At 63.6% G+C, this 14,706-nt stretch carries 12 protein-coding genes; 4 read left to right on the forward strand and 8 right to left on the reverse strand.

Going from position 1 to position 14,706, the window contains the following annotated elements; genetic code table 11:
• Positions 1 to 2: 2 nt before the first annotated feature.
• From GNK13_RS05995 to aroF, 4 genes are all read right to left on the reverse strand, one after another.
• A complete protein-coding gene (locus GNK13_RS05995; RefSeq protein ID WP_164101599.1) occupies positions 3 to 887 on the reverse strand; it encodes a YicC/YloC family endoribonuclease in 885 nt (294 codons plus the stop codon).
• 64 nt (positions 888 to 951) lie between these two features.
• On the reverse strand, positions 952 to 1,563 hold the full coding sequence (gene secG / locus GNK13_RS06000) for a preprotein translocase subunit SecG (protein ID WP_164101600.1): 612 nt from the start codon (positions 1,561 to 1,563) through the stop codon (positions 952 to 954).
• Positions 1,564 to 1,594: 31 nt separating this feature from the next.
• Positions 1,595 to 2,359, reverse strand: coding sequence for a triose-phosphate isomerase (tpiA, locus tag GNK13_RS06005; RefSeq protein ID WP_164101601.1), 765 nt, complete (start codon positions 2,357 to 2,359; stop codon positions 1,595 to 1,597).
• On the reverse strand, positions 2,356 to 3,393 hold the full coding sequence (gene aroF, locus GNK13_RS06010) for a 3-deoxy-7-phosphoheptulonate synthase (RefSeq protein ID WP_164101610.1): 1,038 nt from the start codon (positions 3,391 to 3,393) through the stop codon (positions 2,356 to 2,358). Before aroF ends, tpiA begins: the two co-directional genes overlap by 4 nt.
• Positions 3,394 to 3,650: 257 nt before the next feature.
• On the opposite strand from aroF, the gene GNK13_RS06015 reads away from it, so the two are divergent.
• The 4 genes from GNK13_RS06015 (at position 3,651) to GNK13_RS06030 (ending at position 9,924) form a co-directional block, all read left to right on the forward strand.
• Positions 3,651 to 6,068 carry an FAD-dependent oxidoreductase gene (locus GNK13_RS06015; RefSeq protein ID WP_164101602.1) on the forward strand — a complete coding sequence of 806 codons (2,418 nt, stop codon included), beginning with the start codon at positions 3,651 to 3,653 and terminating at the stop codon, positions 6,066 to 6,068.
• Positions 6,069 to 6,302: 234 nt separating this feature from the next.
• Positions 6,303 to 8,186, forward strand: coding sequence for an FMN-binding protein (locus GNK13_RS06020; RefSeq protein ID WP_164101603.1), 1,884 nt, complete (start codon positions 6,303 to 6,305; stop codon positions 8,184 to 8,186).
• A 63-nt stretch (positions 8,187 to 8,249) separates the two neighbouring features.
• The gene (locus tag GNK13_RS06025; RefSeq protein WP_164101604.1) at positions 8,250 to 9,275 is read left to right on the forward strand and encodes an SDR family NAD(P)-dependent oxidoreductase; all 1,026 of its coding nucleotides are present in this window, start codon (positions 8,250 to 8,252) and stop codon (positions 9,273 to 9,275) included.
• A gap of 34 nt (positions 9,276 to 9,309) precedes the next feature.
• Complete coding sequence (locus GNK13_RS06030) at positions 9,310 to 9,924, forward strand: cysteine hydrolase family protein (RefSeq protein WP_235934814.1); 615 nt, start codon at positions 9,310 to 9,312, stop codon at positions 9,922 to 9,924.
• A 181-nt stretch (positions 9,925 to 10,105) separates the two neighbouring features.
• Here the strand turns inward: GNK13_RS06030 and GNK13_RS06035 are convergent, their stop codons facing one another.
• From GNK13_RS06035 to GNK13_RS06050, 4 genes are all read right to left on the reverse strand, one after another.
• On the reverse strand, positions 10,106 to 10,489 hold the full coding sequence (locus GNK13_RS06035) for a group I truncated hemoglobin (RefSeq protein WP_164101605.1): 384 nt from the start codon (positions 10,487 to 10,489) through the stop codon (positions 10,106 to 10,108).
• Positions 10,490 to 10,545: 56 nt separating this feature from the next.
• Positions 10,546 to 11,193, reverse strand: a complete 648-nt coding sequence (locus GNK13_RS06040) for a DUF417 family protein (protein ID WP_164101606.1) — start codon at positions 11,191 to 11,193, stop codon at positions 10,546 to 10,548.
• 58 nt (positions 11,194 to 11,251) lie between these two features.
• Positions 11,252 to 12,241, reverse strand: a complete 990-nt coding sequence (locus GNK13_RS06045) for a helix-turn-helix domain-containing protein (protein WP_203328945.1) — start codon at positions 12,239 to 12,241, stop codon at positions 11,252 to 11,254.
• A 349-nt stretch (positions 12,242 to 12,590) separates the two neighbouring features.
• Positions 12,591 to 14,333 (reverse strand): calcineurin-like phosphoesterase C-terminal domain-containing protein, encoded by a 1,743-nt coding sequence (locus GNK13_RS06050; RefSeq protein WP_164101607.1) that lies wholly within the window; start codon positions 14,331 to 14,333, stop codon positions 12,591 to 12,593.
• Between the last annotated feature and the right edge of the window lie 373 nt (positions 14,334 to 14,706).

Consider the following 14,706-nt stretch of genomic DNA (forward strand, 5'->3'; position numbering starts at 1 on the left):
ATTCACTCGACGTTCTGAACGAGTTCCCGCATCCGCTCCAGTGCACACTTCATCTCGACCACGTGGCGAGCGATTTCGGCATCGGATGCTTTGCTGCCGATCGTGTTCGTCTCCCGGAACATCTCCTGGATAACGAAATCTAGCTTGCGTCCGCTGGCCGCGGTGCCGGAGATCGTTTCGCGAAACAGTTCGACATGGCTCTCGAGCCGCGTCAATTCTTCGCTGATGTCGCTGCGGTCGGCAAACAGCTGGACCTCGCGGAGCAGATCCCCCGGAGCGACTTCCAGTCCTTCCTGGGCAAGCACTTTGGCGACTTTCGTCCGCATCCGGTCGCGATACCCCTCGACCACCTGCGGCGCCCGACCGGCGACCGCTGCCGCCTCTTCGCTGATCCGCTCGAGATCGAGCTGCAGCTGCCGCTCCATCGCCTCCCCTTCGGTCGCCCGCATCGCGTTGAGATCCTCAAGCGCCGCGACCAGGGCCGACTCGAGAAAGCTCCACACGACCTCGTCGTCGACCGCTTCGCTGGCCGCGTCGACGATCACCCCGGGAAGCGTCGCCAACCGCGTCAGATCGATCGGAGCGGCCGCTCCGAGCTTGGCCCGCAGCTTTTCGAGCTGGCGAAAATAGCCCGCCACGACGTGCGTATCGATCCGATAACTCCCCTCGGCGTGAACGCGTTTCCAATTTGCGTTCAGCTGGACACTGCCGCGATGCACGTGCCCCCGGACCGTCGCTTCGATCCGCGGCTCGAATCGCCCCAGCGCGTCGCCCAGCCGCGGTGAGACCTTCAGTCCCCGATTGTTGACCGTCCGCAACTCGACGCTGAACGTCCCCAGCGGTCCGTCCTGTTGTGCCTGGCCCTGGCCAGTCATGCTCCGCAGCATTCGGCGTGTTCCATGAGCCCGCCCGGGCGAGGCCCAAGCGGACGTAGATTCGGCAGGATGGAAATTACGACGGATCGGCCGCGGGTGCCGCTTCCTCAGCCGGTGCTTCCTCAGCCGATGCTTCCTCAGCCGGTGCTTCCTCAGCCGCTGGCTCGACCACCGGTGCTTCCTCAGCCGCTGGCTCCTCGGCCGGCGCGGCTTCCGCGTCAGTAGCTTCCGCGTCAGTAGCTTCCGCGTCAGTAGCTTCCGCGTCGGGGGCATCGCCCGCCGACTGGTTGAGCAGTTCGCTCAGGTCGCCCAGTCCGCTCAAGTCGGGCGTGGCTCCGGGAGCCGCGGCGTCCCCTTCGCGAGCCGGCACGACGCCGCCGGCCGGTCCAGTTTCACCGACCACACCTTCGGGAGGAACGGCGACGACGCTCCGGGCGTTGCCGAGCGACCACATCGCCAGGGCGCAGAGCAGAATCCAGACGCCAGCAACGACGAACGTGATGCGGGTGAACATGTCTCCCGCTTTGCTGCCGAAGGCGCTTTGGCCGCCGGGTCCACCGAGGGCTCCGGTCAATCCACCGCCGCGGCCCCGCTGGACCAGCACCAGCAGAATCAAGAACACCGACAGCAGCCCCATCAACCAGCCGAACAGGCCGCCGATAAAGCTGGCCAAAAGGCCGAGAACCATCTCAATCACCCTTAGAATTCAGAAAATGTGTTCAGGATTGGGGAGCGGCGGCAATGATCCCGAGGAAGTCCTCCGCCTTCAGGCTGGCTCCCCCGACCAAGGCTCCATCGATATTCGGCTGGCCGAGCAATTCGGCGGCGTTGCCCGGTTTGACGCTTCCGCCGTACTGGATCCGGATCTGATTGGCGACCGCTTCGCCGAACAGTTCGCCGAGCAGCGCGCGGATGAACGCGTGCACCGCTTCGGCCTGCTCGGGAGTCGCGGTCCGCCCGGTGCCGATCGCCCAGACCGGTTCGTAGGCGAGCACGATTCTCGCAGCATCCTCGGGCGAGAGGCCATGCAGCGAACCGCGGATCTGCGAATCGACGACCGAGTTGGTCATCTCCGCTTCGCGCTGCTCAAGCGTCTCGCCGATGCACACGATCGGAGTCAGCCCGGCGTCGAGCGCCGCGCGGCATTTGGACGCCACGTCCTGATCGGTCTCACCCATCAGTTGGCGGCGTTCGCTGTGGCCGAGGATCACATAGCGGCAACCGACGTCGACCAGCATCGCGGCGTTGATCTCGCCAGTAAAAGCGCCATCGGCTTCGGGATACAGGTTCTGGCCGCCGACGCCGATCGGCGAGTCGCCGAGCGTTTGGCGGACCGCGTGCAGGTACAAGCTCGGCGGACAAAGGGCGACTTCGCAGCGGCTGTCGCTGGGCAACCCGTCGCGGACCGCCCCAGCCAGGGCCACCGCGGCGTCAGCCCGCGTGTTCATCTTCCAATTGCCTGCCACAAACGTCCGTCGACTCACGCCGCTACTCCGGGAAGAGGTGAAATGGATTTGCCGAGCAAGTGGGCGAGATCGCGGAGCTGGTGCATCAATTCGGCGTACTGGCCGGGCAACAGCGCCTGCGGCCCATCGCTCTTGGCTTCTTCGGGACAATCGTGCACTTCGATGTGCACTCCGTCGGCACCGGCCGCCAGCCCAGCCATCGCACAGGCGGGAATCAGATCAGGCCGGCCGGTCGCGTGGCTCGGGTCGACGATGATCGGCAAGTGGCTGAGCGTCTTGACCGCTGGCACGGCGGCGACGTCAAACAGATTTCGGGTGGCGCTATCAAAACCTTTGACGCCCCGTTCGCAGAGCACGACGTTCGGGTTGCCCTGCGAGAGCACGTACTCGGCGCTCATCAGCAGATCGGTGATCGTGGCGCTCATCCCGCGTTTGAGCAGCACCGGGCGTTGGGTCCGCCCGACCTCGGTCAGGAGGACGAAGTTCTGCATGTTGCGAGCCCCGACCTGGAGCATGTCGCAGTACTCGGCGACCAGTTCGACGTTCCGCGGGTCGGTGACTTCGGTCACCGTCGGCATCTGGTGCTTGCGGCCGACGTCGCGGAGGATTCGCAGCCCTTCTTCGCCGAGTCCTTGGAAGGCGTAGGGGCTGGTCCGCGGTTTGAACGCGCCACCTCGGAACAAATTCGCTCCGGCGGCACGCACCAGGCCAGCGATCCGGTCCATCCGCTCGGGGTCTTCCACCGAGCAGGGGCCGGCGATCATCGCCAAGTGCCCACCACCGACCTTGACCCCGGACACATCGATCACGCTCGGCTCGGGATGGGCTTCGAGCGAGGCCAACTTGTAGGGGGGAAGCACGGGGATCACTTTGGACACGCCGGGGATCGCGCTCAGCGACTCGGGAGTCAACTGCGACTCATCGCCGATGATGCCGACGATCGTTCGGTACGTCCCCCGGCTCAGGTGGGCTTGGAAACCGAGGGCTTCGACGCGTTCCAGGACATGCGTGACCTGGTCCTCGGAGACACCACTCTTGAGAATCAGGATCACAGTCAGCGCCAGCAGAATGGAGGAAAAAAACGCAGGAAGGGGGATTTGGCCCAGCCGCATCGTGGCTTCGTGGAGCATTCGCATCAGCCGCCACGCGCTAGCGTCCGGTTTCCCGAGAGCTCGCAAGAACCGGACGCTGGCGCGTGGCGGCTAATCGACGAGAGCACATGGAGAATGGGCGGGTCCCTAATCTAGCAAAGCTCACCAAGTTGCGTCGAGGCCGGATCGAGAGGGGGAGGCCGGATGTGGGGGATTCGATGCGGGGGACTCGATGCGGAGGATCCCAGGGCAGAACCCGCTGGCCTGGGGGGCGAGAACAACGACAACCGTGGCCGCTTGGGTTAAGATTCAGCCATTCCCTTCCCCCCACGGCTTACTTTCGGGAGTCACTCGTGCTGCACCGTCTCGCCCTCTTGCTGCTCGCCTCCGCCGCCGCGCCGCTGGCCCTGTGGGCTCAGCCAGCGAACTCGGCTGATATCTTGGTCGAGGCCGAGTCGTTCACCGACCCCGGCGGCTGGAAGCTCGATACGCAGTTTATCAACCAGATGGGTTCGCCCTACCTGCTCGCTCACGGGCTGGGCCGTCCAGTGGCCGACGCGACGACGACGATCGAAGTCCCCGCAGCGGGCCGCTACCACGTGTTCGTCCGGACCCTCGACTGGGTCGCCCGCTGGGACGCGCCGGGGACGCCGGGACGGTTCCAGGTCCTCGTCGATGACCAGCCGCTCGAGGAGACTTTCGGAACCCGCGGTGCCGCGTGGGATTGGCAGCCCGGCGGCGCGGTCGAGCTCGCCCCGGGCAAGGTCGAGCTGAAGCTTCGCGACTTGACCGGTTTCGACGGTCGCTGCGATGCGATCTACCTGACCACCGCGGCCGACCAGCCGCCCCCGAACCTCTCCGAAGTCCTCCCCACCTGGCGGCTGGAGAAACTGAATCTGCCAGCGGAGCCGGCCGAGAAGGGTCCCTACGATTTGGTCGTCGTCGGCGGCGGTTACGCGGGGCTCGGAGCGGCGATCAGCGCCGCGCGGATGGGCTGCAAGGTGGCTCTGATTCAAAACCGCCCGGTGCTCGGCGGCAACGGCAGCAGCGAAGTGCGGGTCTGGGCCCAGGGCCTGATCCGCCGCGGTCGCTTCCCGCGGATCGGTGAGATTGTCGAGGAATTCGCTGACGAAGCGACCAAGTCGCCAGGCCGCGCCGAAGAGTTCGGCGATGAGCTGAAAGAGCAGATCGTGCGTGCGGAAAAGAATATCGACCTGTTCCTGAACCACCACGCCTATCGAGCCGAGACGACCGGTTCGCAGGTCACGGCGGTCTGGGCCTTCGATACCCGCAGCGGCCAGCAAAAGCGGTTTAGCGGGCAATTGTTCGCCGACTGCACCGGCCACGGTTCGCTCGGCTTCTGGGCCGATGCCGATTGGGAGATGACGCCCGAAGGCCGAATGGGGATGAGCAACATGTGGCGGTGGGACGAAGCGGAAACGGAGACCGAGTTTCCCGAAACGCCCTGGGCGCTCGACCTGACGATGGAGGATTTTCCCTATCCTCGCGATCACCACGGCCAATGGTTCTGGGAGAGCGGGTTCAATAAAGATGCGATCGGTGATGCCGAAGCGATCCGCGACTGGAATCTCCGCGCCGTCTACGGGGCGTTTAATGCGATGAAAAATCGCGACGGAGCGGCCGATCACCGCAACGCGATCCTGACCTGGGTCGCCTACATCGGCGGCCCCCGCGAGAGCCGGCGGCTGTTGGGCGACGTCGTTCTGACACAGGATGACATCGTCGAGAAGCGGGAATTTCCCGACGGCTGCGTCCCCAGCACCTGGTCGATCGACCTCCACTATCCGAAGGAACAGTACGCCAAAAAGTTCCCCGACAACCCCTTCATCTCGATCGCCGTCCACGACCGCCGCGTCGATCGCTCCTACGGCTACCCGGTGCCCTATCGCTGCTTCTACTCGCGGAACATCGACAACCTGTTTATGGCAGGACGCAACATCAGCGTCACCCACGAGGCGCTCGGAACCACGCGGGTGATGAAGACCTGCGGGATGATGGGGGAAGTCGTCGGCAAGGCGGCGTCGCTGTGCGTGTTGAACCAGTGCACGCCGCGGCGAGTGTACGAGGACTACCTCCCGGATCTGCTGGGGCTGCTCGAATTGCCCGGCAAGGCCTATCGCGACACGGTCGGCGGTCCGGTGACGATTCCCGACGACGCCCTCCCCAACGCCGGCCCATTCGGTCCCGAGAGCGGCGTGGAAATGCGTTCGCTGCCGGGAGTCGTCGTGGACGATCGCCAAGCCAAAAGCACCGGCAACTGGACCGAAGGAACGGGACTGAAAGGCTACATCGGCTGGGGATATCGCTACGCGTCGCCTGATTCGGGTGCTTCGCTCGAGTATCGCTTGGCGGCGAAGAAGCCCGGTCGCTACGCCGTCCGCATCCACTACCTCTCGCACGAAAACCGAGGGACGCAAGTTCCGGTGCTGGTCGAAGTCGGCGACTACACCGAGACGACGCGGATCAACCAGCGAACCGCGGCACCGCAGGAGGGTTTTCAGAAAGTCGCCGAAGTCCAGCTCGCAGCCGGGCAGGACGTCCGCGTCCTGATCGGCTCGGACGACGCCAAAGGAACCGTCCACGCCGACGCGGTCCAGCTCCTGCCCCTGCCGTAGGCGCTGGCCTCTGTCAGAAAACCCGCAACGACACCCTCCCGGGGGGAGGGTAATGCCAAAAGGGAGTTTTCTGACAGAGCGCTAGCCTCGGGTGAGCCGTAGGCGCTAGCCTCGGGTCCCTTCAGGTCCGCGCCGCGGAAAAGCATTAGGCTGCAGCGGCGTTTGATCAAAATTCGATCCATCCGGCAGCGCGACGGAACCCGCGGCTAGCGCCGTCGGCTCAAAGGAGGACGCGTGGCGGCTAAAAGTGCAACAACTGGAGCGTGGAAGCCTTGGCTGGTCCACTTGCTGCGGATCGGCTTGCTGGTCGCGTTGGCGGTGCCGCTGCGGATCGTGGCCGAGCGGCACGCGGAAGCGATCGGGACCCGCGGGGCTCCGTCGCTGGAGCGCGTGCAGCGGCTACTGCCTGCTGCGGCCTCACTCGCGCCGCTCGATGCCCGCGAGGCTTGGTGGAGCGTGCTCGGCGGCGACGAGGAGCCGCTCGCTCTGGTCGCTCAGACTTCGCCCGCCGGCGATGCGGCGATCGGTTACCGCGGACCGAGCAACGTGCTGCTGCTCGCCGACACCGACCAGAGAATCGTCGCCGCGGAACTGATTTCCAGCCGCGATACCCCCGAGCATGTCGCGGCAGTCACCGGCTCGGCCACGTTCTTCGACCAGTTCCAGGGGCTGCGGATCGGCGAGGCAATCGAGCCGGTCGACGCAGTCAGCGGTGCGACGCTGACCAGCTACGCGATCGCCGAAGCGGTCTCGTTGCGACTCGCCGGCCAGCGTCCCTCGCTGCGGTTCCCGCGCCCGCTCACCGCCGCCGAAGCTGGCGATGCTCTCGCAGCCGCGGGGGCCAATAAATCGACCGCGGCCAGTGCATCGACAACGGCCAATAAATCGACAACGGGCAGTGCACCGGCATCCGATCGGGCTCCCCGTTCCCCTTCGGATCGACTTCCGGTCGTAGCTCCCGGCGGCCCTGCCAGCGAGACCGAGCTGACGATTTTCGACGCGGCGGGCAAACCGCTCGGCCGCCTGCTGCGAACCGGCCCGCTGGTCGATTCCCTGGTCGGTTACCAAGGGCCGAGCGAAGTCCTGCTCGTCCTCGATCCCGAAGAGCGGGTGCTCGATGCCCGTTTGCGGGCGACCTATGACAACGAGCCGTACGTCGATTACGTTCGCGACGAGAGATACTTTTGGAACCACTTCCGCGGTCGTACGCTCGCCGAACTCGCAGCCCTCGACGCCGCGGGGATCGAAGGCGTTTCGGGAGCGACGATGACCAGCCAAACGGTCGCCGAGACGATCCAGGTGGCGGCCGAGCGATATCTGGTGGACCGTCGAGCGGCGGCTGAGGCGTCCGCCGCGGAGTTCGCAGCCAGTGAAGATGGTTGGCTGAACTGGGGCAGGCTGCAAGAAATGTGGCAGTCGATCCGGTGGACGGGCAAAGATCTGGTGTCGGTGCTGTTCGTCGTCGGCGCGATCGCTATCAGCAGCACTCGGCTCCGCGGCATCCGCTCCCTCCGCATTGCGTGGCAGATCGCGCTCGTCGTGGGGTTTGGGCTGTGGACCGGCAACCTGCTCTCGCAGGCGCTCTTGGTCGGTTGGGCAGAGCAGGGGGTTGCGTGGCGGCTGGCGCCGGGCCTGGCGTTCGTCGTCGCAATGGCGATGCTGCTGCCGCCGCTGAGCAAACGCAACGTCTACTGCCATCATCTCTGTCCCCACGGAGCTGCCCAGCAGTTGCTCCGGGGTCGGCGGCGATGGAGTTGGCAGCCGGGGCCGCGAGCGACCGCCGCGCTGACGACGATCCCCGGCGTGCTGCTCGTCGCTGCCTATCTCCTCACCCTGTTTGGGCTGAGCGTTCCATCGGCTCCCAGCGTTCCGCTGGCTCACTGGGAACCGTTCGATGCCTATCTGTGGCCCGTGGCTGCCTGGGGGAGCGTTGTGCTGGCGATCGGTTCGTTGGCCGTCGCCGCAGTGGTGCCGATGGGTTATTGCCGCTTTGGATGCCCCACCGGCCGCTTGCTCGATTACGTCCGCCGCACCGCCCGCAGCGACCGCTTCACGCGGCGGGACGCGGTCGTCGCCGCCCTGACGATCATCGGCTGGCTGTGGGTCCTCGGCGGCTGATTCGGTACGGCAAATGCTCGTCTCTGCGGTGGGTGTATTTTGCGAGACTTCCGGAGCGACTCCATGCGACTCACACGCAACCGAGCGACGACCTTATTGGCCGGGGCCCTTGCGACTTCCCTGCTCACCCGAGCAATGATTCGTCGGATGCGGGCCATCAGCTTTCGTGACCGCGTCGTGCTGATCACCGGTGGCTCTCGTGGGCTCGGGCTGGTGCTGGCCCGCTTGTTCGGCAACGAAGGGGCGCGCGTGGTGATATGCGCCCGCAATCAAGAAGAGCTGGAGCGAGCCGCGTCGTATCTCCGCGAACAGGGGATTCTGGTGATGGCCGTCGAGTGCGACATCACCGACCGAGAGCGCGTCGAGGAGCTCGTCCGCACGGTCCAGCAACGGCTGGGACCGATCGATGTCCTGATCAATAATGCGGGAGTGATCCAAGTTGGCCCGGCCGACACGATGTCGCGCGGCGACTTCGACGAGGCACTGAAGGTTAATTTGTACGGCGCGATGAACTTGATCGACGCCGTCTTGCCCAGCATGCGAGCTCGCCGCTTTGGCCGGATTGCGAATATCGCTTCGGTCGGTGGGCGAATGGCCGTACCCCACCTATTGCCCTACAGCGCCAGTAAATTTGCCCTCGTTGGCTACTCCCAAGGGCTTCGTGCGGAACTGGCTTCGAGCGGTGTGCGAGTCACCACCGTCTGCCCAGGGCTGATGCGAACCGGGAGCCCCCACAAAGCGACTTTCAAAGGCAAGCACCGCGAAGAATACGCCTGGTTCAGTATCTCCGATTCGCTGCCATTTTTATCAGCCGACGCCCACGAAGCGGCGGCGAAGATTATGCATGCCTGCCGGGTGGGCCAGTCGGATCTGATCATCGGCCTGCCCGCCCAAATCGCGGCCCGCGCGGCGGGGGTCGCACCGGGCCTGACGGCGAACCTGCTCGGCATCGTCAATCGCTTCCTGCCCTCTTCCAACGGCGACCGCGCGAGTCGCTTCAGCGGCAGCGAAAGTTATTCCGAGTGGTCTCCTTCGTCGCTGACGGTCCTGGGGGAACAGGCCGCCGCGAGAAACAACGAAGTCTTCTAATCAGTCGTCGCCTTTGCTGGACAGGTCCTGAGACGTGCGGAAAACCGCTGACAATGACACCTTGAGCGGCATGGCGCCGGACCACTGCCCGCTCGCGCTGGTCCTGATCGACGTCATCAACGACCTTGAGTTCCCAGGCGCCGAAGCACTGCAGCGATACGCAGAGCCGATGGCCGAAAGGCTCGCCGAGCTCCGCCGGCAAGCGCACGAGCAGCAGGTCCCGGTGATCTATGTGAACGATAACTTTGGACGCTGGCGAGGCGATTTCGCACTCCAGGTGCGGCACTGCCTCGAGGACGGGGTGCGCGGCCAGCGGATTGCCGAACTGCTGCAACCCGACGAGCACGACTACTTCATCCTCAAACCCAAGCACTCCGGGTTCCACCTGACGCCGCTCTCGCTCCTGCTCGAATCGATGAATGTGCAGGGGCTGATCCTGACCGGACTGGCCGGCAACATCTGCGTCCTCTTTACTGCGCACGACGCCTACATGCGGCAGTACGACTTGATCGTTCCCCGAGACTGCATCGCCTCGGAAGAGAAGTCGCTGAACCAGTTCGCTCTGACTCAGATGGAGCGAGTGATGAAAGCCGAGATCACCTCCTCGACCGAGATCGACCTCTCCGCTCTGCTCGCCCGCTACAGCTAGACTCCCGCGGAACACCGGGCATTCACCGTTACCCTCCTCCCGTGAGGGCCGGGCTTTCGGGCCCGGGGAGGGCCAAGCTGAACGCAGACTCGCCCCAGACTCTACGTCACGCTTCGCCCTCCCCGCTCGTTCCTCGCGACCCTCCCGGAGGGTGGGTGTCGTTGCTGTTCGCTGACAGACCCTAACCGTCGCTGATGGGGCGGCCGGTGATTTCAGGGACGTAGGTCGCCAGTCGTCCGCGGACGTCATCGACGTCGTGCGGCTGGACGCCGTGTTGCTCGAGCACGTCGGCCAGATGTTCGACAAACGCCGAGACGTGCTCCCGTTCGATCCCTCGGCCGTGATGCGCCGCCGCCAGATCCTCACCGCTGGCGGTTCCCGGGCCATCGAACACCGAGGTCAGAAAACGGATCTGTCGCAGCTTCAACCGTTCCATATCGACCTCTTCAAAAAAAGGAGCGAGCAGCGGGTCGGCGAGCACGCGGCGATAGAATTCCTCGACGATCCGGGGCAATTCTTCGCGGCCCCCCACTCGGTCAAACAGCGTCGGAGAATCGGTCGGCATGGCGAGGGCTGCGATGGTCTGAAGGGAACGAGCGGAAACGCCCAAATTGTACCACTTCAGGCGGTTTCCAACTGCTCGACCGGCTCGTCCGCGGGCTGGGACCTGCCGCCGTCCAGCGAGGACACTCGCGGGACCTTCACCGCGCGCCGCGCCAGGTACGCTTGCGCTGAATCGGCCATCGTGACTACCGCGGCCCCCATCATGATCGCATCCTTGAGGACCAGTCGGCCGGCACCGCTCAGATAGGGAAACCCATGGTGGTCGCCCCCGAGTGCTGGGACCCAGCATTCGGGCGTCGTAATCAAAAACGACAGCGTCACGAATGACATCACGAGCACCAGAAAGCTGCCCGCCGCCGCCACTTGGGGCAGCCAGGGATGGGTGCAAAGCAGCAGGCCATAAAGCACGATAATGCTACCGAGTCCATAGGCAAACACGTACGTCCCATTGCTCTGGTGCCAGGCGCGGTTCTCCGGCACAAGCGCTCCCTCGGGATTGCGGTGGGCGGCGTAGTTCTCCGGATCGGAAATCAAAAAGCTCATCAACGGGCTGTTGGCAACAAATGGCATGATCCCTTCGGCTTCGTATTCGAACGCTTTCAGGCCGCCAATCCACAGCAGCACGATAATCAATCCCAACCGCGTCAGCGCGATCCCCACGCGGTCCAGCCGGGACGCCCACTGGTACAGCCGCACAACGCTCATCATCTCTCTCCAAAATTCAGTCTTCCAATCCGTCCGCACCGGAGTGTCCGGAGCCTCGTTACTCGCCGCCGCGCGTCGAGTTCCTGGCATCTTCGGCATCCTCGGCAGGCCCCGGAATGGGCGCATGGGCCGAAGACATGGACAGATTGCTTCCTCCGCGAATTTCCGTTTCGAACTGGCGAAAGAACTTTGGAGAGACGCCGGTCGCTTTTTTGAACAGCCGGCTAAAGTACAGCTCGTCCTGAAACCCAACTTCCGCAGCCACTTCCTTGACGGGTTTGAGCGTATGCAGCAATTGCCACTTGGCGTGTGTAAGAATTCGCCCGCGGATTAGCTCTGTCAACGTGGTGCCAAGCTGTTGACGCACACAGCGACCGAGTGCCTTGGGGGTCATGTGCAACAGGGCGGCGTAATCCGAAGGAGCGTGCAAGACGCGATAATGCTCTTCGATCAGATCCCGCAGCCGGTTGATCACCGGATGCCGAAATTCCACTTTGGCCGCGTCGCAGCTCGGCGATGATGCGGCCTTCCGTCGGGCAGCCAAGACCAGCAGAATTTTCATATAAGAGAGCAACGTGTCCTGGTAGGCGAGTTGCCGCTCCTCCTGCTCTCGACGCATCCAAGACACGATCGCGGTCACGTCTTCCTTCGTCCGCTCATCGAGCCTGACGATCGGCGGACCGTACGGATCGTTGAATAGCGCGCCGCTGCATCCGGTCTCTTCATGAAAGGTTTCGACGCAGAGAAAGTTTGCGTGAAAGCACAGCACGCTGCCCCGCGCGGGCTGCTCCTGACGAAAACGGAGATACTGGTAGGGGACGAAGAATAGCAGTTGGTCGGGGCCAAAATTGTGCTGCGCGGCGTCCGCCCAAAAGAAGCCCGACCCCGCTTCGACCCATACGACGGTGAAATAGTTCGTCCGCGGCGGCTCGAAGTCGAACTTGCGGTTCGCCAGCGGGCTCAGCCGAAACGCCTCCATCCGCCGGCGAGGATCATAAAAAGCCTCGCTCTCGTCGGGAGTGCTGTCGGTCGGGTCGTCTGCGTGCATGGTGTCAGGTTACACGATTTACTGACTCTCGCCGAATCGACGACCGGGCTTGGCTGGGGAAACAACCACGAATAACACGAATTCAACGAATGGTGGCCACGGAAGGACACGGAAACGCACGAAAAATGGAAGGACCGCGAATAGCACGGAGAACGCGGATGAAAGGGGACGATCGAGAACCAACAATCGGCGATATCTGCGCTATCCGCGGTTCCGTTCTCCACTCTTTCTTCGTGCTCTTCGTGTCCTTCGTGGTTCCCCGTCACTCGGCAACCTGTCGCCTTCGACTTGCCGTTCAACGATTTCCCTACCGGCTACCGGCTACCGGCTACCGGCTACCGGCTACCGGCTACCGGCTACCGGCTGTTGCTTGGGCCGGCTCGGTGATGCGGATCGAGCGCTGGTCGGTGTAGGTCTTGCCCGACATATCGGTGGTGCGGACATCGATCGTTGCAATTCCCACTGGCATCTCGGCCGGCAGCATCGCTTGCCACAAATGCTCCGTGGCATGGGCACCGGGCAGAGCGATCCAGGGGAGATTGGCTCCGACCTTCTGACCCTCCTTCACCGGCAACCGCTCGGCAAGCGCCGCTTCGCGCTGCTTCAGCTCCTCAAAGTAGGGGTCGCTGCGGACAACCCGCTCCATCGGCACCCAGGGGCCATCGGCGGAAAAGCGAATCTCCGTCTTCGAGCGTTCCGAACCTGCAAACACGTTAACGAGGACTTCCGTCTCCGCGGTGGCATCTGCGGCAATCTCATACGGGACGTGAATATTCATCTGGTGATGGGCCGGGCGTCGGGCGGCGCGAAATTCCAGCGAGTACTGGTGACCATCGAAGCTGATGATCGAGTAACCGTTGGGACCTCCGTCGCTCATCGTCGCGTGCGGGATACCGTTCTCATCGGGGGCTCCGCGCCACCAGCTTCCACAGGCAGTGACATTGATCACATGGTGATGCGGCTCGGGTCCTTGCCAACCGTCTTCCTCGCCGATGAAGCGGTGTTCCATGTAATGCGTATGCGCCGAGAAGGACAACGAGAAGGGACGTTGTTCAATCAATCGATACAGCTCGTGTCGATCTTCCACATTGACCAGTGGAATGTGCATCATCAGCACGACGAGCTGGTTCTCAGGGATCATTGCGAGATCGTTGCGGATAAACTCCATCTGCGTCTCGCCCAGACCGCCATGGTATTTGCCTCGCTGCCCATTCTCCCCACCCGTCCACCTCACATCGTCGAGCACCATGAAATGCACGGCGCCATAATCGAACGAGTAGTAACTGGGGCCATAGATTCGTTCAAAAGTCTCATCCGAATGCTCATCGTCGGGTGAGTCATAATTGAGATCGTGGTTGCCGATCACGTTGTACCAAGGAATGCCGATCAGCGCGATCGCGCGATTCAGGGGCTCCATGGTATTGAGATCGTCGAATGCAATATCACCCAACGTGACTCCGAACGAAGCATCGTGTCCCTCCTCGCGAACAATCTGAGCGACCACGTCATGGGTGATGTAGTCGACCTCTTTCAAGTTTCGCGGCTGCGTGTCCCCGAACAACAATGCACGGAACGTATCGGGCTCGTCATTCGGGTAGAGCGGGAAATCGACTGAATCGGGGAGCGGACCGGTCGGTTCGACACCAGGAAAATGCGAATCGGGCGAACCGGCCGGTTTGTGGATGTAGTAGAACTGGGGCAATTGGTTTTGGTTGACCGGCGTCTTCCAGTTGCGTGGCTTGATCACGAACAGGATCTGATCGTCGTCGACCTTCAGCTCATACCGCCCCTCGGCGTCGGTGCGGACAATGTCGCTTCCATTGGAGACGCGGACGTCGGGCAAACCGGGTTCGCCAGCGTCGCGCCGCCGGTTGCCATTGGTGTCGTGGAAGACGTAGCCGGTGGCGACTTGAATCTTCCCCTCGAGAGCCTGCTCGGTAGAGTCATCGGGCCCGTGGTGCCCTTCATGAGCCGCCGCCGGACCACTCGATGCGGCGGACACGAGCCCAGCGACGAGGAGGACGGCCAACAGCCGGGGCCAGCAGCGCCGCGAGCGGCTGCAGAACGTCGGAAGAGCAACAACGCAGGACATTCGGTGGACTCTCGAAAGGAGGGGTTGGCCTTCAAACGCCCCCTAGCCTAATCCCTCAGCCCAGCGATCGCCCAGAGCCGAAACCGGCGAAGGTTTGGTGAGGATCGCATGAAGGAGGGACCGAAACCCACGTCACCGCCACCCTTGCCGCGGGGAGGTCTTTTGAGCCGTAGGCGCTAGCCTCGGGTGAGCCGTAGGCGCTAGCCTCGGGCCTCGCAGCCCCGGGATTTCCGCTGCAGCACCCGCGGCTAGCGCCGTCGGCTCAGGGTTTTCTGACAGAGCCTAGCTGGACAGCGCCACTTTCTCACGCTGAATTGCCATAAAGTCAGCAGTGCCCAGCAGTTGGCTACCAAGTCGTTTAACGGCAAGCCGA

This window comes from Candidatus Laterigemmans baculatus (genome assembly GCF_010367455.1).
Lineage (GTDB): Bacteria > Planctomycetota > Planctomycetia > Pirellulales > Pirellulaceae > Laterigemmans > Laterigemmans baculatus.